This is a genomic window from Brucella sp. HL-2, assembly GCF_025846885.2.
Taxonomy (GTDB): domain Bacteria; phylum Pseudomonadota; class Alphaproteobacteria; order Rhizobiales; family Rhizobiaceae; genus Brucella; species Brucella quorumnocens.
Window position 1 is genome coordinate 36,655 of record NZ_JAOYTK010000016.1, and the last position, 26,383, is coordinate 63,037.

Below are 26,383 nucleotides of genomic sequence, written 5' to 3' on the forward strand. Positions count from 1 at the left end.
TAAGCTGGCGCGAATTTACAGGAAGGAGAACCCTCTTTACGACGAACGGAATTCCATTGCTGGAAACAGAATTAGAATATCGTTCTAATAATTTTGAAAATTGGCATGAATTTCTGGCCTGCCGATTAAGCTACAGCTAAAAGAAGCCTTGTCTGGTCAGGTTAGTCCTGTATCAGAGTCTATTCAGAAGTTCAGACACGAATCCAACTATCCAGCTCTGGATAAATTGATAAGGTCTGTTCTGGAGAGCGTGCGGGTCTGGTTCGATGACATCCGTGCGGAATGAGGGACAACTACAGAAGAGTGACATTCATGTCTGTTCGGTTTAATCGGCTGATACTGGCCTTTACGACTGCGTTCTGCCTTGCGACATCATTCGGATTATCCTTTGGGGCTAGTGCTGCCGAAACACGACGCATCGAGACCACGCCCGATAGCGATTATTTCGGCTTCGATTTGAGAACCGAAAAGAATGTCTCGCTCGATCAGTGCAAAAGCATCTGTCTTGGCGATAATTCCTGTCTGGCCTTCACCTATAATCCGAAGGTCAAATGGTGCTTTCTGAAAGCCGATTTCAACAAGCTCAATCAGTCCGTCGGCTCTATCGCTGGCAAGGTTGTGACCGAAGCAAAGGCTGCCAAGGGCGAAGATCTTGGTGCCGCACCTGCCATATCGTTCTTTGCCGCCAATCTGGTTGACGAAGCCCGTCGTCTGAAGCGCGAAATCAGCGGACTTGAAAGCTCTGACAGCCTGCGCGATCTGCGCAATGAGGCAGGCGCTGCTGGCATGAATGGCGATCCGCGCACGGCAATGGAAAAGTTCCGCCTGGCTGCCAGCATGTCCCCTGACGAAAGCGAAATCTGGGCCGGATATGCGCTGTCGGCGCTTGCGACCGAGCCGTCCAATGGCCAGGAACGTTCCAAGTTCCAGCGCGATGCGACGTCTGCCTCGTGGTTTGCCTACCAGACTTCACGCACCAAGGATGAGCGCGCGCAAGCGCTTGCCGTCATGGCGCAGGCACTGGAAAAACGCGATGCATCGCGTCCGGCATTGCAGGCCTATGAAGCCAGCCTTGATCTCGTCAATTCCGCATCCGTTCGTGCAGCCTATGAAGATTTGAAAGCCCGCAAAGGCTTCCGCATCGTCAACAACACTGTTGATAATGACAATGCAGCACCACGCATCTGCGCGCAATTCTCGGAAGAGCTGGTGAAAAGCGGTGTCGATTATTCTAGCTTCGTCAAGCTCGACAATGGTTCCCCGCAGGCGGTTGAGGCCAAGGATCGCCAGATTTGCGTTGAGGGTCTGGAACATGGCCGCAATTATACAGTGACGTTCCGTCAGGGCCTGCCATCGGCTGTTGGCGAAGTGCTGCCAGCCCCGGTTAATCTTTCGATCTATGTGCAGGATCGTGCGCCATCCGTGCGCTTTACCGGCGACAGCTTCGTGCTGCCTGCCAAGGCACGTCGCGGCATTCCGCTGGTCAGCGTCAATCTCGACGCGGCCAAGGTCAAGCTGTACCGTGTCGGCGACCGTTCGCTCGCACAGCTTCTTTCCGGTTATCAGTTTCTGCGCCAGCTCGACAGCTACGACCTCAGCACGGTTTCCGAACAGATGGGCGCGCCTGTCTGGCAAGGCGAGATCGAGGTTGCAGGCAACGAGCTGAACAAGGAAGCGACAACCAGCTTCCCGGTCGATGAAGCGCTGCCGGAACGCAAACCGGGCGTTTATGTGCTGACCGCCGAACCACTGGTCCAGAAGTCCGATGACGAATACGGCACCAAGGCAACGCAGTGGTTTGTCGTCTCCGACATCGGCCTTTCGACCTATACCGGACAGGACGGCATCAATGTGTTTGCCCGTTCGCTGGAAAGCGCAGAACCGCTTAAAGGCGTTAAGCTGACGCTGCTTGCCCGCAACAATGAAGTACTGGGCGAAGCGACCACCGACAGCGATGGCCGTGCAACGTTCACGCCCGGTCTGACCCGCGGCACAGACGGCATGGTGCCAGCGGTGCTGATGGCCAGTCAGAATGATGATGATTTCACATTCCTCGATATGGCGCGCGCTGGTTTTGATCTTTCTGATCGTGGTGTGACGGGCCGTGCAGTGCCCAAGGCGCTTGATCTTTATGCATGGACCGAGCGTGGCATCTATCGCGCTGGCGAAGTTGTGCATGTGGGTGCGCTGGCGCGCGATGATCGTGCTGAGGCAATTGACGATCTGCCGCTTACTTTCATCTTCACGCGTCCTGATGGTGTGGAAGATCGCCGTCTTGTTTCCGACAGCAAGCTCGCCGGTGGTCATGCCATCGACCTGACATTGCCGACAAACGCCATGCGCGGCACCTGGAATGTTTCGATCTATACCGATCCAAAACAGCCAGCCATCGCATCGCAGATGTTTCTGGTTGAAGACTTTGTACCGGACCGGATCGAGTTCGATCTGACGTCTGACAAACCGGAAATCGCCGTGGGTGAAACGGCCAATATCACCGTAGACGGTCGTTTCCTCTATGGTGCGCCTGCTGCCGGTCTTGCGCTTGAAGGCGAAGTAACACTTTCAACCAAGCGTCAGTGGGACCGCTTCAAGGGCTATTATTTCGGCCTCGCCGACGAGGAACAGGGCGAAGCCACACGCCTTCCGCTTGATGGCCTGTCAAAAGTTGATGACAACGGCAAAGCGACTTTCCCGGTTGCAGTCGATGAAATGCCGTCGACGACACGTCTCGTCAACGCAGCCGTGACCGTTCGTATGCGTGAAACCGGCGGTCGTGCCGTTGAGCGCAAGATCGATGTCGCTATCCAGCCGGAAACTGATCTCATCGGCATTCGTCCCGATTTTTCCGGCGATGAAGTCCCGCAGGGCGGAACGGCGAAGTTCAGCTTGATCGCATCCGACAGCAAGGGTGATCGCAAGGCGCTTGATGGCGCACAATGGTCGCTGGTCAAGATCGAGCGTAATTATCAGTGGTATCGCAGCGGCAACAGCTGGAATTACGAGCCGGTGACATTCACCAAGGCCATCTCCAACGGCAAGATCGATCTCAAAACCGATAGCGAGGCTGAAATCAGCCTGCCGGTCGATTGGGGTCGTTATCGTCTGGAAATCGAAACTGCAGATGCTTCGGGGCCGACCACCAGCTATGAATTCGATGCCGGCTGGTATGTCAGCTCGACCTCGACCGAAACACCTGACGGGCTCGAAATTGCGCTCGACAAGGAACATTACGCAGTCGGCGATACGGCTGAACTGAAAGTGTCTCCGCGTTTTGCCGGTGAACTGCTCATCACCATTGGTGCGGAAAAGCTGCTCAAGACAATCACCGCGAGCGTGCCGGAAGGTGGCACGACCATCGAAATTCCGGTGGGTGAGGATTGGGGTGCGGGCGCCTATGTTACGGCAACGCTGTTCCGTCCGGGTGAGGCGATTGAAAGCCGTATGCCTGCGCGTGCGATTGGCCTTAAATGGCTGAAGGTCGATCCTGCCGACAAGCAGCTTGCTGTCAAGCTGACCCCGCCTGAAAAGATCGTTCCGCGGTCCACACTTTCCATCCCCGTTTCAGTTGAAAATGCGGGTGGCGAGCAGGCCTATGTGATGGTAGCAGCGGTCGATGTTGGCATCCTCAATCTGACGCGTTACCAGCCGCCGAACCCTGAAAACTGGTTCTTCGGTCAACGTCAGCTCGGCCTTGAAATGCGCGATATGTATGGCCGCCTGATCGATGGTTCGCTCGGTGTTACCGGCAAGCTGCGCACAGGTGGCGACGGTGGCAATATGGCAGCCGAAGGCAGCCCGCCCACCGAGAAGCTGGTCGCACTGTTCTCCGGTCCGGTTGAACTCGACAGCGATGGCAAGGCGAGCATAGACTTCGACATACCGCAGTTCAACGGCACCGCGCGTGTCATGGCGGTGGCATGGACCAAGAAGGCCGTCGGCCACGCGGTTACAGATGTCATCATCCGCGATCCTGTGGTTATCACCGCTGGTCTGCCACGCTTCATGGCCCCTGGCGATCAGGCCAATATCCGCTTCGATATTGCTAATACCGATGCGCCAGACGGCAATTATCGTGTGAGCCTTGAAACTACCGATAATCTCGGTGTCGAGGTTGGCTCCTATCCCGAAACAATCGCACTTGCCGGTGGCAAGCGGCAGTCAATTGCCGTGCCGCTCAATGCGGTGGCCACGGGTGCCGGTGGTGTGACGATCCGGCTTTCCAACGATGCAGGCCTCTCAGTCGAACAGGCACTTGCATTGCCGGTACGTCCGGTCGATCTGCCGGTCACGAGCCGTCATGTCGTCAATCTCGCGGCCAATGGCGGAAGCCTCAAGGTTGATGGCGGTCTTCTGTCTGAAAGCCTGCTCGATGGTGCTTTTGTCAGCGTTGGCGTCACGCGCAGTGCAGCCTTTGATGTGCCAGCTTTGTTGATGGCGCTCGACCGCTATCCTTATGGTTGCACCGAGCAGACCACGAGCCGCGCATTGCCGCTGCTTTATTTGAGCGAAATGGCGGCAGGCACAGAAGCTGCAGCGGGTCTGGAAAGTCAGGAAGAACTTAAAAAGCGCGTACAGGATTCCATCTTCCGCGTGCTCAACAACCAGTCTTCGAGTGGTTCGTTTGGCCTCTGGTCGCCGGGATCAGGTGATCTCTGGATGGACGCTTATGTGACCGACTTCCTGACGCGTGCCCGCGAAAAGAGCTATGACGTGCCGCAGCAGGCGATGCTGTCCGCACTTTCTAATCTGCAAAATGCGCTCGGCTACACCACCGACGTCAAGGAACGCGGCAACGACATTGCCTATGCGCTCTATGTTCTGGCACGCAACAAGAAGGCTTCAGTTGGCGATCTGCGTTACTTTGCCGATACCCAGCTTGAAAACTTTGCAAGCCCGATGGCCGTTGCCCAGCTTGGTGCGGCCCTTGCTCTTTACGGTGATCAGCCGCGTTCGGAACGCGTGTTCAATTCGTCGCTCCAGCTCGCAACCAGCCAGTCCAGCTACGATTATAATCGCTCCGATTATGGTTCGCCTTTGCGTGATGGCGCGGCCATGCTGGCTCTTGCTTCGGAAACCAAACCTGCGCCGAAAGTGCTGCCATCGCTGATTACGCTGGTCGAATTCCAGCGTGAAAAGGCACGTTACCTTAGCACGCAGGATCAGGCATGGATGCTGCTTGCAGCACGCGGGCTTCAGGATGACAATGGCGCAATTAGCCTTGACATCAATGGCACAGCGCATCAGGGCGCGTTCTCCGAGCGCCTGAACGGTTCAGCGCTTGAAGCACAGCCTTTGGTCGTTACCAACACCGGCAAAGGCTCGGTCGATGCTGTTGTGACGGCGGTCGCACCGCCTGCACAATCGCTGCCAGCTGGTGGTGAGGGTTTCAACATCGAGCGCACTTACTATACGCTTGATGGCGAACCGGCCAATGTCACAGGCGTCAATCAGAATGAACGCTATGTGGTTGTTCTGAAAATCGACGATTTGCAGCAATGGCAGTCGCGTCTGCTTGTGACCGATCTGCTGCCAGCTGGTTTCGAGATCGACAATCCGGGCCTTGTTTCGAGTGCTGATCTTGGTAATTTCCCATGGCTTGAAAGCACACAGGCAGCGCATCTCGAATTCCGCAACGACCGTTTTGTGGCTGCTTTCGACCGCTCCGCAGGCGAGAAGAAGCCGATCACGCTGGCCTATGTCGTGCGTGCGGTGACGCCGGGGCTCTTTACCCATCCGGCAGCAACCGTTGAGGACATGTATCGTCCGCAATTTGCGGCGCGCACGGCAACGGGCATGATGGAGGTGGCGGCACCGTAAGCCATGATCCCGAAAAGTGGGAACCGGTTTTCGGACAAGATCATGGCAAAAAAAATGAAAAGGCGTTGGAAAATAGCCATTGGCGGTGCCGCATTCTGTGGCATCGCTGCACTCGGAACCGTAGTTGGGCTTGACTGGCTCGACCGCGCTTTTCCTCCGCCGTTGCCTGAACGGCTGACCATTTCCACCGAAGTCATGGATCGCGATGGCGCTTTGCTGCGCGCCTATGCAACGCCGGATGGCTATTGGCGTCTCAATACGCGGATCGAGGATGTCGATCCGAAATTCGTGAAAATGCTGATCGCCTATGAAGACAAGCGTTTTTACGATCACGGCGGCATTGATTTCTGGGCATTGGCGCGGGCGGCAACACAGCTCGCAGGCAGTGGGCGCATTGTATCTGGCGGCTCCACCCTTTCCATGCAGCTTGCCCGACTGATCGAGCCGCGTGAAAGCCGCAGCTTCGGTTCCAAATTCCGACAGCTGGCGCGTGCGATCCAGATCGAACGACGGCTAAGCAAGCCTGAAATTCTCGAACGCTATCTGACACTCGCGCCCTATGGCGGCAATCTGGAAGGCGTACGTTCGGCATCATTAGCCTATTTTGGCAAGGGGCCGCTGCGCCTTACCACATCGGAAGCCGCATTGCTTGTCGCTTTGCCGCAATTGCCAGAACGCCGCCGCCCGGATCGTGAATTGAGCAATGCGGTCGCGGCGCGGGATCGTGTGTTAAATCGCATGGTAACGTCCGCTGTGTTCACGGCCGAGGAAGCCGAGCGCGCATCGCGTGAGCGCATATCCGATGTGCGCCATCCGCTGCCAGCGCTCGCGGCCCACTTTGCCGATCTCGCATTGAAACAGGCACCGACTGAGGCCCGGCATCACCTGACGCTTAAAAAGTCGGTGCAGGCGGGGCTTGAAGTTGTGGCGCGAGAAGCTGCTGCGAAGCTCGGTCCAAAAGTATCCGTTGCTATGGTGCTGGCTGACAGTCGCAACGGCAATGTCTTAGGTGAAGTCGGCTCGGCTGATTATTTCGATGGGAAGCGGCAGGGCTGGATCGATATGACCCGCGCCGTGCGTTCGCCCGGTTCCACGCTGAAGCCCTTCATCTATGGGCTGGCCTTCGAGCAGGGGCTGATTGCACAGGAAACGATTATCGAGGACCGTCCGCAGGATTTTGCCGGCTATCGTCCGCGCAATTTCGACATGAGCTATCAGGGCGATGTCAGCATCCGTCAGGCGCTGCAAATGTCGTTGAATGTCCCGACCATCAGCCTGCTTGATGCCGTTGGGCCAGCGCGCCTGACGACGCGCATTCGTCAGGCGGCGGTCAATCTGCAACTGCCAAAAGGCGAAGCGCCGGGACTGGCTATCGGCCTTGGCGGCGCGGGCATCAGCCTGCGCGATCTGGTGCAGCTTTATACCGGGCTTGCCAATGGCGGTCGTGGTGCAGCACTTCGTGACGGCACCGAAGGCTCAGAGCCTGTGCAGCCATCGGCTCCTGTTCTGAGCGAGCAAGCATCGTGGCAGATTGGCGATATTCTGGCCGGTGTCGTGCCACCGCAAGGCGCGAAACGCCTCGGCCTCGCTTACAAGACAGGCACGTCCTATGGTTATCGCGACGCATGGTCGGTCGGCTACGACGGTCGCTATGTGCTGGGTGTCTGGGTCGGTCGCGCCGATGGCGGTTCTGTGCCGGGCCTTGCTGGCTATGTTTCAGCGGCTCCCATCCTGTTTGAAGCCTTTGTGCGTTCGGGCGTAGCGTCAGTGCCGCTGCCGCGTGCACCGGCTGGTGCGTTTCGCACGGCGCGCGCCGATCTTCCGGTGACCCAGATACGCTTTTCGTCTGCGAGCGACCCCCTGCCTGTTCTCAAAGCCGCGATTGAACCTGCGCCGCGCATCGTGTTTCCACCTGATGGCGCGCATGTGGAGCTGAAAGCGCTCACTGATAATGCATCGCCGCTGGTGCTAAAATTACAGGGCGGACGCGCGCCGTTCCGCTGGCTTGCCAATGGCAAACCTATTTCTGAACCAAATCGCCGCCGCACGGCGACATGGTTGCCGGATGGCACCGGCTATTCGACATTGACCGTTGTTGATGCAGGCGGACGGGCTACAAGTGTGAAGGTTTTCATTGAATGAGGATAGTCGATACAGGCCGCTCAAGCGGGAGAATTGATAGTTGGAGATTTTAATGCGTGTTCGTTCTCTTTTGATCCCTTTCGTATTGGTGCCTGCGCTTTCAATCGCACTTTTTTCCACGACATTGGCCAACGGTGCAGGCACTCAGGCCGAGGTTCCTGCAGGTGCAACGTCATGCGCGTTCAATGCATGGACCAACAATGACAAGGCCTTGATTGAGGTGCGCGCAGCGCCGTCTGCAGACGCCCAACTTGTGGGGCAGATACCGACGGTTTCCGCTGCCGGAGAAGCTGAATATGCCTACAGCATCAGCTTTGATGTGCTTGAAGCGAAAGACGGTTGGCTGAAAATAGCCAACGCCAGCGATGCCTATAATGAAGAGAGCGACGATTATGTTCCGCGCGAGGTCTACAAGGGCGAAGGCTGGATAAAATCAGACGAGGCCAGAGTTGGCATTCAGTCGGCGCGGGGCTTTCTCAAGCCTGATCCTCAGAGCGAGCGACTGCTTGATATTGGCAGCGACTGGCTGGCAGAAATGGGCAGGATCAACAACATCCTCGCCTGTAACGAGGATTGGGTGCTGTTGGATTACACGGTGCTGCGCAAGCGCATCGCGGGTGAAGAACTTGTCGAACTTGCCAACGATGAACAGTTGACCGGGCGCGCCTGGTTTCGGGGGCTATGTTCGAATGCAGAAACAACCTGCGATATGAAGTCAGTTGATCAATAACTTTCAGGTATTTGACATGAATTTGAAACTAACCGCTCTGCGTCTTTCCGTTCTGGCCGTTCTGGCTGCTCTGTGTGCTTTGTCCGCACCGGCATGGGCAATTGATTGCAGCAAGGCACAAACGCCAAGCGAAAAGCTGATCTGCTCAAGCAAATCGCTCCAGAAAGCCGATAGCAGGCTGAATAAAACCTATGCTGCAACGCTGAAGGCTGCACCCGACGAGGAAATCCGTACTATGCTGGTGGCCAGCCAGAAGCGCTGGATTGCAGCCCGCGACAAGGCGCTTGAAGGCATTATTGAAGACAGCGCACCGGATGATAAAAGTGCCACTCAGGTCGCCAACGATATGATTGCCGAACGCACAGCGCAGCTTGAGGAAAAGGGCAGAACGAGCCTCATTGAAGTGGCACGCAAACAGCAGACGTTTCTCAAGCAATTCAGTGGCGGCGACTATGCGGGCTATGAGACGTCATGCGATATGCTGCCGCCTGACCAGACTTATAACTGCTTTCCAACGCGGCATTATCAGAATGATGATCGTGTGTGCAGCGTAGAGGAATATTGGGCGACCAATACCGGTTACACCAAACGCTTTATTGCCGATATCGTCGATGGAAAGCCAAAGCTGATTGCCAGCTGTTCATTCAATGGTGATGATAACACCTGCCCCACGACGAGCGGGGAAGGGCGGAGTTGGAATGTGAAGCCAGAAGCGCAGTCGGCACTCTACAGTTCAAAACCAGAGCTGAAACTTGACGGCGAAGTCAACGATAGTGACGACTATGACTGGCTCAAGACCTGCCTGACAGACAAGAGCTTTCCTGTTGCTGATCCGACCCGATCAGGGACCAGTGAGTAGAGCGCTCACGATATAACGGCTTGCAATTCGGTCTGGCGGGAAGCGTTAACGCATGGCTTTATCCCAAAACCGGTTCCCACTTTTGGGAGACATGCTTTAAGCTTTCCGCAGACTGCATTCCAAGGCGATATTTGCGATAGGCGACAAAGCCCGACAGATAGTGTTCCACATCGTCGATGCGCACGCGAAAAGCGTGGTGACGAATGAAAAAACTGCCATTGATCCGCTCGGGGTTTGCATAAAACATCGCAAGTTCTGGCCAGAAATGGCCATTGAGTAAGTGATGCGCCCGTCTTTCCAGCGCGAAATAAAACTTCTTGAGATCGACCTCGGCCAGAAGTGGTGCGAGCTTTGGATCGGCCTCAATCCGCTTGATCATTTGCTGCGCCGCCATCATCAGTTCGAGAAGAGTCGGGAAAGTTGTGATGCGGTTGCTGACGAAATCCAGATAATCCGCAAAATTACGGATGCCGAATTCGTAATATTTCTGTTGCGGTCGATAACGGGTCAACTCATTGACGGCGTAGGAAAGCCAATGATCATGCGCCTTCCAGTGATCGGCTTCGATGAAATGCTGAAAAGCTTTTTCCACCGCGTCCAGCCATCGGGCGTCGTGGGTTAGCGAATAAAGTCGCATCAGCCCGAATGCTGCTTCGCCATCGTAATAGATGATGCGGAAAGGTTCTTTGACGCTCAGCGATGGATAATTGAGGACGTGGTTGAATTTTCCCGTTTCCCGATCCTGCATATGCAAAATGCCGAGCGCGAGTTTTTCCAGCAATGGCAGATAGCGGTCGGTTCCCGTCAACTCGCTGTATTTGACCAGAGCCAGCAGGCAAACGGCATTGCCGCCAAGTTTGATTTCGCCATTCTCTTCCGTGAGAAAAGCCAGCTCCTTATCATCCTTAGCGACTGTCTTGATGAGCTTGGTGGTGAGATGCATAAGCCCGCGCTCAATCGCATCTTTCAGCGCGACGTCTCGGGTGACTTCCCAGGATTCAAGCATTGCATAAAGCGTGCTCGTGTGGCGGAGCGTGTTGTAGGTCTTGATCTGATTGTCGAAGCACGGATGCCAGCCATAGATAAAGCGTCCGTCCTCACCCAACTGGCTTGTGAGAAACCGACTGCCGCGTTCAATCAGCCCGTCGACATCGGCGATATCCATCATTTCGACTGTTCTGCGTCCGGCGTTCGGCCCCGAACCGGGGATCAGATGGACGGTATCGTCGTCATCAGTCGTGAACAGCGCTTTTGTGGAGAAAACATAAAACTGCTCCACTTCAGACACCGGGATTTTCTCAAATCCCCGCGAGCGCTTTGCATAGCGGTTGAAGTTCGCTTCATTGAGAATTGCGGTCGGGATCGATGGACCGCCGTAAAGCATGGCGTTGCCATTCAGTTCAGTTTCGAGAAAAGCCGTCTGAAATTGCGCATCGAGTGCGATGCCATAGCGGAAATAATTCCGTTTGACTTGACCAAGACGCTTGATCAGTTTCTGGTCATCGATCTCTTCAACGCTTTCCACCCAATCGACCCGCAGCCATTTTATATCGATTTTCGACTTGGCGATGGTCTGTCGCAATTTCTCCAGGCCTGCATTCCAGCAGTCTTTGAAGCTTCCGGCGGTGGCGGTCAGTGTTTGTGCGCGGGATTTCGTGTCGGTGAAAGAAAAGAAAAGAATAAAGGGAGGCGTTTGCCCATTGAGTGGCTGGATGTCTCGTTCAAGTGCCAGATGAACATGCGAAATCATGTTCTGCAGCTTGTCTGATATCATACCTGCGTCTCCCTATATATTTTGAAATCTTTTAGGCATGCGTTTCCGAATTGCGGATATAATTGGGCAAACGGCAATTACGATTGTTCTGCCGATCCCGCGTTCTAAGCGAGATCAGTTTCAGCAAAGTCATTTCCTTTATAGATAAGCGGTAAGCGGTGGACTTTGGCCGCAGCATAAGAAAAACAGTCCCCAAAATTCAAAGCTGCCGGATGACCGGCAACCTTGCCATACTCGGCCGCAGCATCCAGTGCGCGGTTTCCAATCGCGGCATCGATCGCGATTTCTTTAGCTTCGAGTGCCTGTATGAAATCGTCCACGACTTCTCGCGCCGCAGTAATAACTTTGGTGCGATCAATTTTATCATTAGCCGCTGTGATGTGTATCCGTGAGATGGCCATCACAGCTTCAAACCGTACAAGCGAGGTTATGTAAAAGCGTGCCTTGGTATCGTTCAGTCGCTTCTCGATCTCTTCAAAGCCGGGTTCCTCATTAATAATAGCCACGATAGCCGATGCATCAACGAAGCTCATTCACCGTTCTCCCAAAGATCGTCCATAAGCTTCTTTTGATCCACACCGGCTATAGGACGACCAAGGAGGTCGCTACGCTTATCTCTGATAGCAGAGAACTTGTCGCGCAATGGAGTGTTGCGGCTTATGCGTTCAACCTCATGCTGCAGGGCGATGCGAACGGCATCAACTTTTGTTTTAACGCCTCCCTGTTTCATGATTTGATCGAGTAGATTCTCTACGTTAGAATCCTTGATATAAAGAGCCATACGCATATCCTTTTTGATATATATTCCATATCTTGTTTTATATATATCAAGTCATTTAGACAGAGTAAACCTGTCTCATCCAATCAGTTACGGTCAGATCTGTTGCAAACTTTTCAGTCAGTTAAAAGCGTGCTTATCCTTGGGCACACTTATGCTGCGAGGTCCGCAAAGACCTGAAATGGCGAACGGTTGTCGTTGGCGAATTGGTTCTTGCGGATCATGTGGGCTACTTCGATTCCTGCGATGGTGGCCGAGGCGGAATGGAATGCCTTGAAGCCCATCATTGGCTTGGTGATCCGTTTGATAGAGCGGTGGTCTTGCTCAAGGATATTATTGAGGTATTTTATCTGCCTGATTTCGATAATATCACCTGTTCCGGTGAATTTCAGGATGGTGTTAACAGCTTGAAGGCCAGCCAGATTGGTGTCGCTTTTGTCAATGACAACCTTCTCGGGAACGCCGTTAGTTGCAATGGCTTTCTTGAAAAAGCGCCGCGTCGCAGCCAGATCCCGACGTTCAGACAGCATGAAATCAAGCGTTTGGCCATCGCGGTCGACAGCTCGATACAGATAGGTCCATTTACCCCGAACCTTGAGATAAGTTTCATCGACACGCCAGGAACTGGCCATGCGGCGTTTGCGTAATTGAGCTTGCTCCTCGATCTGCGGTGCATAACGAGTGACCCAACGGTTCAAGGTTGCATGATCAACGGCTACTCCGCGTTCGGTCAGAATTTCCTGAAGGTCACGATAGGAAACCGGATATCGTACGTAAAAGAATACCGCGTGCATACCCAAAGATGACGCCAGCGGCCGCGCCGCGCCAAGCGGCCAGCAACTCTTAACTCGCGAGTTGACGCGGCGTACGCTACGCCCCTAAGTCCGAGGCGGCTGACCCACCGGCCATCAAACCGGCCATTTCTGCGGTATATCTTCCGCTGTCAATTTAATTACGCCTATGATATCATTAGCGAATTGAACGATAAGAATGCGGCCATTAAAGCGGCCAGAAAGCCAGCCTTACTATGCCTATCCGAGACGATGGCGAAACAACAGGACTATTCGAGCCGCTGCTGGTTTCAGAAAGCTCGAAACATCGCGGGAAGCTGGCCGATCTTGCGTTAGAGCTTGCTACGCGCTCCGAAGGATTCCGCCGGAGCCTGCCCGTCTCCATAGCAACGGCGCTGGCCGATCTCGTGCGGTCGATGAACTGCTATTACAGCAATCTGATCGAGGGGCATAATACCCATCCGGTCGATATCGAGCGCGCGCTGAATAATGACTACAGCGCCGACCCCGAAAAGCGCAATCTACAACTCGAAGCCAAGGCCCATATCACTGTTCAAAAGTGGATTGATGATGGCGGCATTATCGCGTCCCCGACTAATCCAGATGTTATTCGGGAGATACACCGGCGCTTTTGCGCGCTTTTGCCCAAAGAGTTGTTGTTTGTGAATGACCCGACCACCGGAGAGGATGTCGAGGTCATTCCCGGCGCGCTACGCGAGCGCGATGTGCAGGTCGGACGGCACATTGCTATCAGCGCCGGCGCGGTGCCGCGTTTTCTGGCGCGCATGGATGCCGCCTACTCCAAGCTCGGCAGGGTTGATGCAATCCTGGCCGCTGCCTCTGCTCATCATCGATTGCTATGGGTTCACCCGTTTATTGACGGGAACGGACGCGTTGCGCGTTTGATGTCCTATGCCATGCTGCTTAAATCGCTGGATACGCGCGGCCTTTGGTCCGTAGCACGGGGGCTCGCTCGCCGAGAATCCCGCTACAAGCAGCATCTTGCCGCGTGCGATATGAAACGGCGCAACGACATGGATGGGCGCGGCACGTTGAGCGAAGAGACGCTAGCGGAATTTACAGCCTTCTTTCTGGAAGCCTGTATCGATCAGGTCAGTTTTATGGAAGAATTGATGAAGCCGGAAAGGCTGCGCGACCGGATCATGATTTGGACAGAAGAGCAAATTAGGGCCGATGCATTGCCGCCCAAGTCCGATATCGTCCTCAAGACCATTCTGTACCAAGGCGAATTGCAACGTAGCGAGATCGCGCCGCTATTGGGATTAAGCGACCGCGCAGCACGTCGGGTTACGTCAGCCCTGATCGATATCGGCGCGGTGACATCTGAAAGCACACGCGCGCCGCTCTACCTTGCTTTTCCTGCAAAATTTGCAGACCGCTGGATGCCAGGTCTTTTCCCCGAACTTTGAGATAGGTCTCGTCAACTCGCCAGGAACTGGCCGTGCGGCGTTTGCGCAATTGAGCTTGCTCCGCGATCTGCGGTGCATAACGAGTGACCCAACGGTTCAAGGTTGCATGATCAACGGCTACTCCGCGTTCGGCCTGAATTTCCTGAAGGTCACGATAGGAAACCGGATATCGTACGTAAAAGAACACCGCGTGCACAATGACGCTTTTGGGGAAATGTGCGCCTTTGAAATCGACCGCCATCCGCTTCCGCCTCACTCAAGTTCTACATAGTTTCATGTGATAACTCATCAGATGTAAAAAAATTGCACACAACCTGCATCGTCGAATGGTCCATCGCGATACCGCGCTCAGCCATCATTTCATTCAGATTGCGCAGGCTCAGATTGTAAGCCAAATACCATCGAACACACAGAAGGATGACGGACTTATCGAAATGGCGGCCTTTGAACATCGAACAACCCAGCGTTTTGAAACCTAGAAACTTATATCGTGTTCATTGACGAAAAGTTTGCAACACAGCCAGCAACAATGGGCCTCGCCTCAGCGACACCACTTTCTCTCAAGCAGCAGTTTACAGCGCTCGCAGCATAACTACGTCCAAAGTTAAGCCGTGTTCTGTGCCAAACTCATTTTTGCAGCGGAACCCTTGCGCCATGGCATGGAAGTTTGCCACAAGCGACGCTATGTTCGGCGGCAATAGCAATCGTGGAGAACTCCATTGAAAATTTTTATTTTCGGCAGTGTGAACGTGGATGTAAGCGCCAGAATGGCAGCACTGCCGCGTCCCGGCCAGACACTCAATGCGTCGGGCTATGGCATTGGCCTTGGCGGTAAGGGGGCCAATCAGGCGGTAGCTGTGGCAAAGCTTGGCGGCGACATTCGCTTTGTCGGTGCAGTCGGCAAAGATGCTTTTGGCGAACTGGCTGTCAAAGAGATGCAGCAGTTCGGTCTGAATACCGACGGGGTTCGAATGATTGATGGTGTCGATACCGGCATTGCGATCATTCAAGTCGAAGAAGCAGGGCAGAACACGATTGTTGTTTGCGCAGGTGCCAATGCACATTGGTCGGCATCCGATATCGATGCCTATGCGTCTGATATCGCTAAGGCGAAAATCACGCTGTTGCAGCGTGAAGTCCCGCATGAAGCCAATCTGGCTGTTGCAAAGGCTGTGAAGGCGGCAGGGGGCACCGTGTTGCTCGACCCTGCTCCAGTGGGTGATGCAAGCCGCATGGCCGATCTGATTTCGTTGAGCGAAATCATTTCGCCTAATGAAACCGAAGCCGCTGAAATCACCGGCATTGAGCCCACCGATATTGCCTCTGCGGAAGTTGCTGCGCGCAAGCTTCTCGAACGCGGCCCGAAGATCGTCATCGTCAAGCTGGGCGGGCGCGGCTCATTGCTTGTGACCGCTGATGAGGTCAAGCATTTCGAGCCGTTCAAGGTGAAGGTGGTCGATACGGTTGCGGCTGGTGACAGTTTCAATGGCGGCTTTGCCGTTGCCTATTCGCAAGGTCAGTCACTGCATGATTGCGTGCGTTTTGCGTCTGCCGCAGGTGCGATTGCCGTGACCCGCGCTGGTGCCGGTTCGGCTGCACCGACAGCAAAAGAAGTCGCGGAACTTCTGCAAAAACAGCAGTAAAGCCGCACAAAAAGCCCTTTAAATAAAGGCTAAGTAGCCGCAATTTTATGGTAATTGCGGCTACTTTGTGGCGATTATGTGTTTAGAGTGTTGCCAGACGCTCGGTCAGCAGTGCAAAGAAGCCATCCGCATCGACGTACTTGATGAAGAGCGCGTTCTTCGGACGATCGGTCACTTCCCACCAGTCGACGACTGTTTCACCAATCGTCAGTTCCGAGTTTATCTCGATTTCCACGTTGCAATGACGGCCTGAGTAAAGTTCTGGCTTCAGCAGATAGGCAATGACATTCGGGTCATGCAGTGGGCCACCGTCGGTGCCGTATTTCGCCTCATCGTAACGCTCGAAGAATTCGAGCCATGCCGCGACCACCTCGCCGACATGGGTGCCGATGCCGCGAATGGCTGCGATGCGTTTCTCGGTGGTCAGTACCTTATGCGTCACATCGAGCGGCATCATGGTGATCTGAATGCCCGATTTGAACACAACCGCAGCAGCATGTGGATCGACATAGATGTTGAATTCTGCGGATGGCGTGATGTTGCCGCCTTCGAAATAGCCGCCGCCCATCAGCACGATTTCCTTGACGCGTTCAGCGATCTTCGGCTCGCGGATCAGTGCAGATGCGATATTTGTGAGAGGGCCAAGCGGGCAGAGCGTAACGGTGCCAGCTTCTTCCTTCATCAGCGTTTCAATAATGAAATCAACGCCATGCTGCTCCTGAAGCGGCATGGTTGGGGCAGGCAGATCATAGCCATCAAGGCCGGTTTTGCCATGGACGTTTTCAGCCGTTACCAGCGGGCGCACCAGCGGACGGATTGAACCGGCGAAGACTTTTGTGTCCGGCTTTTTTGCCACTTCGCAGATGGTGCGGGCATTGATTTCGGTGCGGGCCAGCGGGCCGTTGCCAGCAACGGCTGTGATGCCGAGAATATCAAGTTCCGGGCTTGCGAGTGCCAGAAGAATTCCGACTGCATCGTCCTGACCGGGATCGGTATCGATAATGATTTTACGAGCCATAAGAGCTTCCTGATAAAAAGATTTAGAGAGCGTTGCGCGCTGCATCAACGGTCTGGTCGACGAGCGCTTTGAAGGAGATTTTCGCCGGACGACGCATATAGGTGACAATGTCGTCGGCCAAAAGCGGCTTCGACCAGCGTTCTGCGATGATGGCGGGGCCATGCTGGATGGCGATCATGCTTAGAATCTGCGCTGCATTGCAGTCGACATCGTGTCCGATGCCGCAGACAATTTCGAGCGTGCGGTCGAAATCACCCTCGCCAAACCACAGTGCCACCACTTGTGCTGCGGCGTTTGGCGTGACATGAATCCAGTTAAATTCGGCATATTCTGCATCGCATTTTGCCCATGCATCCTGCCAGTTAACAGCCGTATGGCAGGCATCCAGCGCGAACGCCAAAACCGCACCATATTCGGTATCGGTCGAGAAAAGCGCTGCCGTGGAGACGAGCAATTCGCGCGTGTCGCTCACTGCAAAGGCGCGTGCGGCCATGACTGCATTGAAAACTTCGCCCAGAATTCCGTTTCCGGCGTGGGAGATTTCTGCATCCATCCATGCGAGACGGGCAGCTTCGCGCGCGCGACCTGGCACAACCATGCCGCAGATTGTGCCGCGCATCTGTGCGCCGATCCATTCGTCGAACGGATTGTCAGATGTGCCGGTTTCAGGCGCTGTAAGCCCCCGACGCATGTTGGAAAGTGCGATTGCCTCCGCAGACCAGCCAAGCGGGATGAGCGACGTCCAGCGTTCAGCAATGTCGGCACTGGTAACGGCAGACCCCTTGTCGCCAAAGGCTTCGAGAAAGGCGATCTCGAAGGTGATATCGTCATTATAGGTGTTGGGTTCGCGTACATAATCGCGGATTGGGCCAAAGACTTCGGCGATGTTTTCGGCTGTATAGCCTTCAAGGGCCGTGCCAGCGGCGGCCCCCACCAGCTGTGCCATCCACGCGCCCGAGGTGCGCGCGCGGAAATCATCGGAGCTAAGATCATAAGCCACGTCTTCCGGCCATTTGACCGTTGCGTCAAAGGCTTCCCATGATGCAAAACGCGTAGTCTTTTGCGATGGGTGGCTCGGGTCCGGCTTTGCCGCCCGCATCAGCACGCGCAAACGCATATCGATGCGATAAAGCGTTTCAAAGTCGCCGCGCTCCAGCGCTGCAAGCCCATCGCGCAGAAGCTCCGCATATGGTGCCAGCACATAGCCCTTGTTCTCCAGCGATTGCAGCGCGCCAGCCATCAGACATTCAGGCGCTGCCGATCCCGGCACATTGCTTTTCCAGAACATTGCCATGAGGTCGTCCTGCGCCTTCATGACAGCGCTTGCATCCCATGTCTGTTCTTCTGCTGTGCGTATGACAGGTTTGGTGTCGCGCAACAGATCGCGTGTAAGCTCCCAGGCTTTCATGTTTTTCTCATTCTTATGCATGTCAGGATTTCTTCAATTGTCTTGCACGCCGCTGTCTTCTGGCGGCATGCACTGTCAGCACCACGACGGGCACGAGATAAGGGATCATCTGCATCAGCTCGAACGGTAGTCCAAGGCTTTGCAGCGTAATTGCAAGAGATTCTGCGGCAGCCAGCACAAGGCTTGCGGCCAGTGTCCCCCACGCAGTTCCCTGTCCCATAACCTCCGCTGCAATGGCAATGAAGCCGCGACCGGCCGTCATGTTCTGGCCAAACCATGTGACATAGCCGAGCGAAAGATAAGCACCCGCAGCACCACTGAATATGCCCGAAAGCACCAGCGCCTGCATTTGCACACGCTTGACGTGAATGCCTGCCGCGCGTGCGGATTTGGGATCAACGCCCGTTGCACGCACATGAAGGCCGAAGCGTGTACGCATCATCATGAGGCTAACAGCAGGCACAGCGAGCAATGCTGCAAAGCTCAGTATGTGGATATTGCCGATATAAGGTATGGCAAAGCTTGGCAGTGCGCCGCTTTTCAACGCGCCTGACATGCCTTTGTCGCCGGTGGCAAGAAAAAGCCCCAGCGTCGTGCCTGCAGCTGCTGCAATATTGAGCGCGATACCGGTCATGATGAGATCAGTACCGAGCCGATTGACGGACAATGACATCAGCCAGCCAAGGAAGGCCCCCACAATAAGAGCTGCGAGCAGGCCGATGGCAGGACTTCCCGTTGCGGCACTTGCGAGAACGGCAATCAATGCTGCAATCAACATCATGCCTTCCATGCCGATATTGAGCACGCCAGCGCGGTCAGAGATCATCACGCCCAATGCCGCCAACAAAAGAGGCGTGGCGACACGCAGGATTGTTGCGATGAAGGAAGGATCGAGAATTTGTGCAAGAACGGCGCTCATGACTGTTCTCCTTCCCGGTTGCGCAAGTTTCGGATCAGACGCTGCACAGTTGGATGATTGTGAATGACGCTGGCCGTTGCACCCACCATGATGGCGGCGGTCACAAGTCCCACGACTTCGGTCGGAATATTCATGTTCCGTGCCAGAAGATCGCCACCCACCTGAACAAAGCCCAAGAACAATGCTGCCGGAACGACCAGAAACGGGTTTTCGCGCGCGAGAATTGCAACGACAAGGCCAGTCCAGCCATAACCGGGCAGATCGAGCCATGCGAAACGATTGTGCAAGCCCAGAACTTCGAGCGCGCCAGCCATGCCTGCCACCAGGCCGCCAATGATCTGCGCACGCATGACAATGCCCTTGAGTGGCAGGCCAAGATGGTTGGCGAGGCCGGGGCTGGACCCTGCAATACGGATATTGAGGCCCGAGCGCGTCCAATAGAGCCAGATGCCGCCTGCGATGCAGGCGAGGATCGCAATGATCGAGCCACTGTTAAGGCGCGTGCCTGCCAGAAGTCGTTCGAGCTTGGCGTCAGGCGGAATGCGCATGGACATCATACCGCCGGCTGCAGGATCACGGATCACGTAATTGAGCACGAACAGCCCCAAAAACAGGAAGGCATAGTTCAGAACCAGTGATGTCACCATTTCGGATGCGCCAAAGCGCAGGCGCAATGCCGCTGGAATGGTGCAGGCAAAGCTACCCGCAACCGCACCGCATAAAATGGCGACAGGCAGCGAGAACCAGCCAAGCGAAGGCAGCAGAACCGCACCCGCAACCGCACCCAGACCACCGAGATAAAAGCCGCTTTCTGCGCCGAGATTAAACAGGCCAGAGCGGAACAGAATGGTGATAGCAAGACCTGTAAGCATGATCGGCGTTGCGGCTTCAACCACATTGCCCATATGGCGAATGCTGCCAAAGGGGCCGAGGAAGAAGGTTCTGAGAACGCCTGCCGGATTATCCTGCATCAATGCCAGAGGCACCAGCAGGGCCGCCATGATGACGCCGATTACCAGCACGGTCAGAAAGAAGGGAATAAGATAGGATATAAATCTACGCATCAGGCAACATTCCTCGTGCCAAGCATATACGGGCCGAGAACCGCTGGAGTGATGTCTGGTCCATTCTTGAGAACGGCAACAATGCGACCATTGAAAAGCACGACGATACGGTCGCTGAGCCGCAGCAATTCATCAAGATCAGCACTGACCAGAAGCACAGCACAGCCACCCTGCGCAACCTCATCAATACGACGATGCAGGAAAGCTGCTGCTGAAACGTCGATGCCACGTGTAGGCTGGTCGGCGATCAGAAATTTCGGATTGGTGGCGAGTTCGCGTGCAGCGATGAGCTTCTGAGCATTGCCGCCCGACAACGAGTCAAGCCGTTCGGTGATTGCGCCTGCACGCACCGAATATTGTTTGATCATGCCGCTGACGCGTGCCTTGATCGCATTCCAGCGGAGGAAAGGACCCCAATAGATTGGGGGACCTGCGGTCTTGTTGTTACGACCGGTTCCGGCAATCGCGTTTTCCGCCAGCGAAAGACCGGGCGCGCCGCCCTGCGAAAAGCGATCGGCTGGCAGATAGGCGAGACCCTTTTTGCGCCAGCTTGCGGTTTTGGCAGCAAGCATGTCTGCGCCATTCAGACGAATAGCCCCGCTGCTCGCTTCCATAAGACCTGAAAGGACCGAAACAAGTCCGCGCTGTCCGCTGCCATCAACGCCTGCAACGCCAACGATTTCACCCGCGCCGATCGTCAGGCTTACATCGCGGATACGGTCGGCAGGGTCGAGCGCCAGTGTGGTAACGCCCTGCATTTCGAGAACTGTTTCCGTCGGCCCCTGCTTATGGGCGCGCTCAGGAATATCGACAGCGTGACCCATGACCATTTCCATGATGGCATCATCAGGCACGTCGGCGAGCTTTTCGGTGCCAGTGACCATGCCCGCGCGCAACACAGTGACGCTTTCAGCAAGTTCGCGCACTTCGTTGAGCTTGTGCGAAATGAAGAGAATGGTGATGCCTTCGTCGCGCAGCGCTTTCAGCCTGCGCATCAGCTCTTCGATTTCCGGTGGCGAGAGAACAGCGGTCGGTTCGTCAAGGATCAACAGGCGCGTGCGCCGCGACAGCGCCTTGAGAATCTCGATCTTCTGTTGTGCAGCAACGGACAGCGTACCTGTGATCGCGTCCGGGTCGGCATGCAAATCATAATGCTGCATCAGCTCTTCGACCATTTTACGTGCGCTTACACGGTCGATAAAGCCGTTCTTCACCGGCTCATGGCCGAGGATGATATTTTCAGTGACGGTCAGCGTCGGCACAAGCGAGAAATGCTGGTGCACCATGCCAATGCCCTTGGCGCTGGCATCTTCCGGCGACCAGGAAGTAATATGCTGGCCATCGATAATGATTTCGCCTGCGGTGGCATTCTCGATGCCGAACAGGATTTTCATGAGTGTGGATTTGCCAGCGCCGTTCTCGCCGCAAATGGCGTGGATAGACCCGGCGCGGATCGAGAACGACACATCACGTAAAGCCTGCGTGCCGTTCGGATAGACCTTGCTCACATCGCGGAAGGCAACGATTGGGCGGAAGGCGACGATTGCATCGCCGCCTTCATTGTTTTCAGCTTGTTTTTCCACGATCAGGGACGAACCTTGTTGCGGATCGCGTTGAGATCCTCGGTGCTCATGCCAAATGCGGTTGGAACCGTGATCTTGCCTTCGGAAATCTCGTCGGAAGCCTTCTTGATGGCATCCTTCATGTCCTGCGAGGCCATGGACGCCATATTGCCGTCCTGTACGATGCCCACAGCGCCTTCCTTCAGGCCAAGCGCTTCCGCTTTGCCGAATGGCAGATTGCCCTCCTTGAAGCGGTCATAGGCCTGCAAAAGACTGACATCGACGTTCTTCAGAACGGAGCTGACAACCTGCTTGGCAATCGCTGGATCGCTGTCCTTGAAGATGCCTTCCTGATCGGAATCCACACCCAGAACATATTTGCCGGTTTCTTTCGCTGCTGAAAGCTGGCCAAGGCCGGTCTGCGAGGCAACGACGAAGCCGAGCGCCACATCGGAGCGATATTGTGCGAGGCCGAGTTCCTTGCCCTTTGCCGCATCCATGAAGGAGCCTGCATAGGAAATGGCGATTTTCACGTCTGGCGAAATTGCCTGAGCACCGGCAACATAGCCGACGAGGAAGTCGTTGATAACCGGAATGTCCATGCCGCCGAGGAAGCCGAGATTCTTGCCAACATCACCAAGTTTGCCTTGCTTGAGAAGCTCTGCCGCAAGCATACCGCCGAGGTAAGAACCTTCGTTCTGCTTGTACTGGATCGAATAGACGTTGTCGTAGCCGCCTTCTTCATAAGGCACGCTTGCATCATAAAGGACATATTTCTTGTCCGGATATTGCTGCGCGACCGAGCCTACGGTTTCCGACATCTGATAGGTGCCGCCGATGATCAGGTCCCAGTCCTGTTCGGACGCATCGAGGAAAACCGGCTCCCATTTGGTCGGATCGTCGCCGATTTCCAAAATCTTGGTCTCGACGTCGTCGCCATATTTGTCCTTGATCATCTTCATACCATTGGCAGCGGAATCGAAGAAGGATTTATCGCCGAGCGCGCCATTGATGATGAGCAGGATCTTGTCCTGCGCTTGCGCTGCCGTGGTGGCAACAGTGCCCATCGCTGTGGAAGCAGCGAGCGCAAAAGCAAGATGAAACATTCCCCGTCTGGTGGACTTGAACACAACAGAACTCCATTTTTATAACACTATAGAGATGGAATTTCTGCTTTGGGCTTATCGCCTCGTTCTACAGATCCCCCACACTTGCCCGATCAAACGACGGCGCATGGTGCAAGTCAATCTCCAATTTAAGGACCCGCTGTGGACAAGGTAAGGCTATTGCGTCGAAAGCTGTTAAAGCTTTCGATTATTTCACAAATGCCTGGCTTGGATGGCGCAGAGTGGGATCAAAAGGATTGAGTTTCTCGGTAATAATGGCTGCTTCCTTGCGCAAAAGCTCGGTGATCGTGTGCTGACGTTTTTCTGTTAATCGTGAAGCCAAAGTGCCGATACTGAGTGCCGCTACTGCTTCGCCATTGCGATTGAGCACAGGAACGCCGAGGCCTGCCATGCCATCGATCATGTTGAAGTTGAAGGTGGATGCACCGGTTTCGCGCACTTCCGCGATCATGATGCGAAGATCAACTTCGTCAATGGTGGCCTTGTCCAGAATGCGGGGCATGTTGAAGCGAATGATGGCTTCGCGCTCTTCTTCCGGCAGAAAGGACAGAATGGCGAGACTGCCCTGACCGATGCCGAGCGGCACTTTGCCGCCGATATCGCCGGTATAGGAGCGGATCGGAAAAGGACCTTCCACGCGATCAAGACAGACGGCATCGAAATTGCTGCGCACCAGCAAGAAGACCGTATCGTTGAACGTCGTTGAAAGCCTTAAGAGCGATGGGCGCGCAAGGCTCAGAATGCCATCACGCTGACGGGCCTGTGCTGCCATGGCGAAAAAGTCCAGCGACAGGCGATAGGCTTTCTTGTCGGGAAGCTGCTCGACAAGGTCCTCGGCAATCAGCGTCTTCAACAATCGATGAGCCGATGGCTGGCTCAATTCGAGATCCCGCGCCAGATCGATGAGCCGAACGCCGTCTTCCGTGCTTGCCGCCAGACCTTTCAAAATATGAATTGCCTTCACCAGACTTGAGTTAAGCGAGGCACCAGATTTCGTATTCTCTGATATATCATCCATAAAGTTGCTTCCAAATTCTGTATTTTGAAAGAAATATATAATTTATTCCGAAATTGAAAATTATAATTTGTAATCGTTCAAAATTTTCTGCCATTTGAAATCGTCGCCAATGGGAAGGTCAGGCAAGGCATTGAATGGATGCCGAGCGGATCGGCGGTATTTGCTTCAGACTTGGGGAACGCTGCGGCTGCACAAGCGGTCGAACGGTCATGCGTTCAAACAATCAGGTCCGATAAGCGCTCAAATGCGCGATCAAGCCGCTCCCCTCAGCCAGTCCTATGAAGAGGCGACGTGAACCAATATCGCGGCGCTTCCGTTCCCCCACTTTGACTGGCGGAAGTCTTGCCGAGAGGGAGACGCAATGAGCTTTTTGACCCTTTCCAATATTTCCCGTTACTACGGCAAGTTCGCAGCCGTTGATAACTTCAATCTGGAGATTGAAAAGGGAGAGTTCATTTCACTTCTCGGCCCGTCGGGTTGCGGCAAAACCACGACATTGCAGATGATCGCCGGTCTTGTGCCACCATCATCGGGTGCGATTACGCTCGATGGACGCGATATCACCCGGCTGGCTCCTGCCAAGCGTGAATTGGGTGTGGTGTTCCAGAGTTATGCGCTGTTTCCGCATATGACGGTTGCGCAGAATGTCAGCTTCGGTCTGGAAATGCGCAAAGTGCCAAAGGCGGAACGCGAAAAGCGTGTACGCGATGTGCTGGAACTGGTTCGCCTCAGCGCATTGGCCGAGCGCTATCCGCGCGAAATGTCGGGCGGTCAGCGTCAGCGCGTCGCTATTGCGCGCGCGCTGGTCATCAACCCGCCGGTGCTTTTGCTCGATGAACCTCTGTCCAATCTTGATGCGCAGCTGCGTGAAGAAATGCAGTTTGAACTGCGTCGCATCCAGCGCACCGTTGGCATTACCACTATCATGGTGACCCACGATCAGGCCGAAGCGCTGTCGATCAGCGACCGCATCGTGGTGATGGAAAAGGGTGTGATTACGCAGGTTGATGCACCTTACAAGCTCTATGAGCACCCGCATAACCATTTTATTTCCAACTTTGTTGGCAAGTCGAACTTCCTGAAGGCGCAGGCCGATGGTGCGACTGTTTCGGTTGCCGAAACCGATATTCGCTTTCCGTCAGCAGACCAGAGCGTTTCGGGTGAAGTTTCGGTATTCATTCGCCCGGAAAAAGTCCATCTCGTTGATGCAGGCGAAGGCCAGATCAGCGGCGAGGTGACAACACGCTACTTCATGGGTAGCCAGTGGCTGCTCGGTGTATCGACCAAGGCTGGTCAGCTTTCCGTGGCTTTGCCAAATCTGGGCAATCCACCGCCTGCGGAAGGCACAACGGTTGGCCTTGCCTGGAACCATGAAGATTGCCGCATCCTGAATGCAGGAGCGAACTGATCATGAGTGCCGTTTCGCAGACAACGACCGGGGAAACAAAAGAGCGGCGGAATTATTTGCCGTTATTCCTGACCGGACCTTCCACCCTTTTGTTCTTCGCGCTGGTGCTTTTGCCCCTGGCGCTGACCGTCATGTTGTCGTTCAACTCGTACAGCTATGACAAGGGCATTCAGGACGTCTTCACCGTCGCCAATTACACGCAGGTGCTTCAGGACCCCTATTACCTGAACATCTTCTGGCGCACATTGCGGCTTGCGCTGATTACCACGGTGATTGCAGTCATTATCGGTGTGCCGGAAGCCTATATTCTCTCGAACATGCGCGCGCCTTGGCGCTCGATCTTCCTGCTGGTCATCATTGGGCCGCTTCTGGTTTCGGTTGTGGTGCGTACATTCGGCTGGAGCATGCTTTTAGGCCGTAACGGTCTCGTCAACAGCACGCTCGAACTGCTGGGCCTGCCCGCAGCGCAGATCCTTTATACCGAAACGGCAATCGTGATTGGTCTTGTGCATATCATGCTTCCATTCATGGTGATCCCGGTCTGGACCGTGCTGCAAAAGCTTGATCCGACGGTTGAAGCTGTGGCGCTGACACTGGGTGCCTCGCGTTTTACAGCACTGCGTCGCGTGGTGTTCCCACAGGCCGTTCTGGGCATTTTGTCGGGTAGCCTGATCGTCTTCGCGCTCTCGGCAAGCTCGTTCGCAATCCCTGGTCTGTTGGGTGGTCGCCGTCTCAAGATGGCGGCAACGGTTGTCTATGACGAGTTCCTGATCGAGCTCAACTGGCCGCTTGGTGCTGCCATCGCGATCATCGTTCTCCTCGCCAATCTCATCATCATGATTGCCTATAATCGCATGCTCGAAGGGCAAGCGAGAAAGAAGCTGGGGTAACCGCA

19 protein-coding genes and 2 pseudogenes are annotated in these 26,383 nt (G+C 54.9%); 8 read left to right on the top strand and 13 right to left on the bottom strand.

Translation table 11 applies throughout. The annotated features are described in order from the left end of the window. The first annotated feature begins 312 nt into the window (after positions 1–312). Genes OIV19_RS16370 through OIV19_RS16385 form a run of 4 tightly spaced genes read left to right on the top strand, consistent with a single transcriptional unit; the run spans position 313 to position 9,548 of the window. The gene (locus tag OIV19_RS16370; protein WP_264232283.1) at positions 313–5,817 is read left to right on the top strand and encodes an alpha-2-macroglobulin family protein; all 5,505 of its coding nucleotides are present in this window, start codon (positions 313–315) and stop codon (positions 5,815–5,817) included. A gap of 54 nt (positions 5,818–5,871) precedes the next feature. Further along, positions 5,872–7,959 (top strand): penicillin-binding protein 1C, encoded by a 2,088-nt coding sequence (pbpC, locus tag OIV19_RS16375; RefSeq protein WP_264232284.1) that lies wholly within the window; start codon positions 5,872–5,874, stop codon positions 7,957–7,959. Positions 7,960–8,011: 52 nt separating this feature from the next. Continuing rightward, positions 8,012–8,689, top strand: a complete 678-nt coding sequence (locus tag OIV19_RS16380) for a hypothetical protein (RefSeq protein ID WP_264232285.1) — start codon at positions 8,012–8,014, stop codon at positions 8,687–8,689. Positions 8,690–8,705: 16 nt separating this feature from the next. Further along, positions 8,706–9,548: a lysozyme inhibitor LprI family protein gene (locus tag OIV19_RS16385; protein ID WP_264232286.1), complete on the top strand. Its 843-nt coding sequence runs from the start codon at positions 8,706–8,708 to the stop codon at positions 9,546–9,548. A gap of 58 nt (positions 9,549–9,606) precedes the next feature. Here OIV19_RS16385 and OIV19_RS16390 read toward each other — a convergent pair whose 3' ends face one another. From OIV19_RS16390 to OIV19_RS16405, 4 genes are all read right to left on the bottom strand, one after another. Beyond that, positions 9,607–11,322, bottom strand: a complete 1,716-nt coding sequence (locus OIV19_RS16390) for a glycoside hydrolase family protein (protein WP_264232287.1) — start codon at positions 11,320–11,322, stop codon at positions 9,607–9,609. Positions 11,323–11,426: 104 nt separating this feature from the next. After that, the gene (locus OIV19_RS16395; protein ID WP_264232288.1) at positions 11,427–11,855 is read right to left on the bottom strand and encodes a type II toxin-antitoxin system VapC family toxin; all 429 of its coding nucleotides are present in this window, start codon (positions 11,853–11,855) and stop codon (positions 11,427–11,429) included. Further along, complete coding sequence (locus tag OIV19_RS16400) at positions 11,852–12,103, bottom strand: type II toxin-antitoxin system VapB family antitoxin (protein ID WP_264232289.1); 252 nt, start codon at positions 12,101–12,103, stop codon at positions 11,852–11,854. Before OIV19_RS16400 ends, OIV19_RS16395 begins: the two co-directional genes overlap by 4 nt. Positions 12,104–12,252: 149 nt before the next feature. Beyond that, positions 12,253–12,894: an IS6 family transposase gene (locus tag OIV19_RS16405; protein ID WP_264232290.1), complete on the bottom strand. Its 642-nt coding sequence runs from the start codon at positions 12,892–12,894 to the stop codon at positions 12,253–12,255. 233 nt (positions 12,895–13,127) lie between these two features. On the opposite strand from OIV19_RS16405, the gene OIV19_RS16410 reads away from it, so the two are divergent. Further along, the gene (locus OIV19_RS16410) at positions 13,128–14,321 is read left to right on the top strand and encodes a Fic family protein (RefSeq protein ID WP_424577285.1); all 1,194 of its coding nucleotides are present in this window, start codon (positions 13,128–13,130) and stop codon (positions 14,319–14,321) included. Here OIV19_RS16410 and OIV19_RS16415 read toward each other — a convergent pair. Together OIV19_RS16415 and OIV19_RS16420 are read right to left on the bottom strand one after the other, a co-directional pair. Continuing rightward, positions 14,305–14,562: pseudogene (locus tag OIV19_RS16415) on the bottom strand (transposase domain-containing protein); the annotation flags it as partial. The gene OIV19_RS16410 and the pseudogene OIV19_RS16415 sit on opposite strands and share 17 nt — an antisense overlap. A 76-nt stretch (positions 14,563–14,638) precedes the next feature. Further along, positions 14,639–14,773: pseudogene (locus OIV19_RS16420) on the bottom strand (IS6 family transposase); the annotation flags it as partial. 315 nt (positions 14,774–15,088) lie between these two features. On the opposite strand from OIV19_RS16420, the gene rbsK reads away from it, so the two are divergent. After that, the gene (rbsK, locus tag OIV19_RS16425; protein ID WP_264232312.1) at positions 15,089–15,964 is read left to right on the top strand and encodes a ribokinase; all 876 of its coding nucleotides are present in this window, start codon (positions 15,089–15,091) and stop codon (positions 15,962–15,964) included. Between the two features lie 82 nt (positions 15,965–16,046). On the opposite strand, the gene OIV19_RS16430 is transcribed toward rbsK, so the two are convergent. From OIV19_RS16430 to OIV19_RS16460, 7 genes are all read right to left on the bottom strand, one after another. Beyond that, positions 16,047–16,982 (bottom strand): nucleoside hydrolase, encoded by a 936-nt coding sequence (locus OIV19_RS16430; RefSeq protein WP_264232291.1) that lies wholly within the window; start codon positions 16,980–16,982, stop codon positions 16,047–16,049. Between the two features lie 22 nt (positions 16,983–17,004). After that, positions 17,005–18,390, bottom strand: a complete 1,386-nt coding sequence (locus tag OIV19_RS16435; RefSeq protein WP_264232292.1) for an ADP-ribosylglycohydrolase family protein — start codon at positions 18,388–18,390, stop codon at positions 17,005–17,007. A 22-nt stretch (positions 18,391–18,412) separates the two neighbouring features. After that, complete coding sequence (locus OIV19_RS16440; RefSeq protein WP_264232293.1) at positions 18,413–19,309, bottom strand: ABC transporter permease; 897 nt, start codon at positions 19,307–19,309, stop codon at positions 18,413–18,415. Beyond that, positions 19,306–20,373: an ABC transporter permease gene (locus OIV19_RS16445; protein WP_264232294.1), complete on the bottom strand. Its 1,068-nt coding sequence runs from the start codon at positions 20,371–20,373 to the stop codon at positions 19,306–19,308. Before OIV19_RS16445 ends, OIV19_RS16440 begins: the two co-directional genes overlap by 4 nt. Then, a complete protein-coding gene (locus OIV19_RS16450; protein WP_264232295.1) occupies positions 20,373–21,956 on the bottom strand; it encodes an ABC transporter ATP-binding protein in 1,584 nt (527 codons plus the stop codon). The genes OIV19_RS16445 and OIV19_RS16450 overlap by 1 nt, the downstream gene beginning before the upstream one ends. Before the next feature lie 2 nt (positions 21,957–21,958). After that, the gene (locus tag OIV19_RS16455; protein WP_191792854.1) at positions 21,959–23,065 is read right to left on the bottom strand and encodes a BMP family ABC transporter substrate-binding protein; all 1,107 of its coding nucleotides are present in this window, start codon (positions 23,063–23,065) and stop codon (positions 21,959–21,961) included. 184 nt (positions 23,066–23,249) lie between these two features. Continuing rightward, positions 23,250–24,080, bottom strand: a complete 831-nt coding sequence (locus OIV19_RS16460) for an IclR family transcriptional regulator (protein WP_024896961.1) — start codon at positions 24,078–24,080, stop codon at positions 23,250–23,252. A 361-nt stretch (positions 24,081–24,441) separates the two neighbouring features. On the opposite strand from OIV19_RS16460, the gene OIV19_RS16465 reads away from it, so the two are divergent. Both OIV19_RS16465 and OIV19_RS16470 read left to right on the top strand, forming a co-directional pair. After that, positions 24,442–25,488: an ABC transporter ATP-binding protein gene (locus OIV19_RS16465; protein ID WP_024896960.1), complete on the top strand. Its 1,047-nt coding sequence runs from the start codon at positions 24,442–24,444 to the stop codon at positions 25,486–25,488. Positions 25,489–25,490: 2 nt separating this feature from the next. Beyond that, the gene (locus tag OIV19_RS16470; RefSeq protein ID WP_264232296.1) at positions 25,491–26,378 is read left to right on the top strand and encodes an ABC transporter permease; all 888 of its coding nucleotides are present in this window, start codon (positions 25,491–25,493) and stop codon (positions 26,376–26,378) included. Positions 26,379–26,383: the final 5 nt, after the last annotated feature.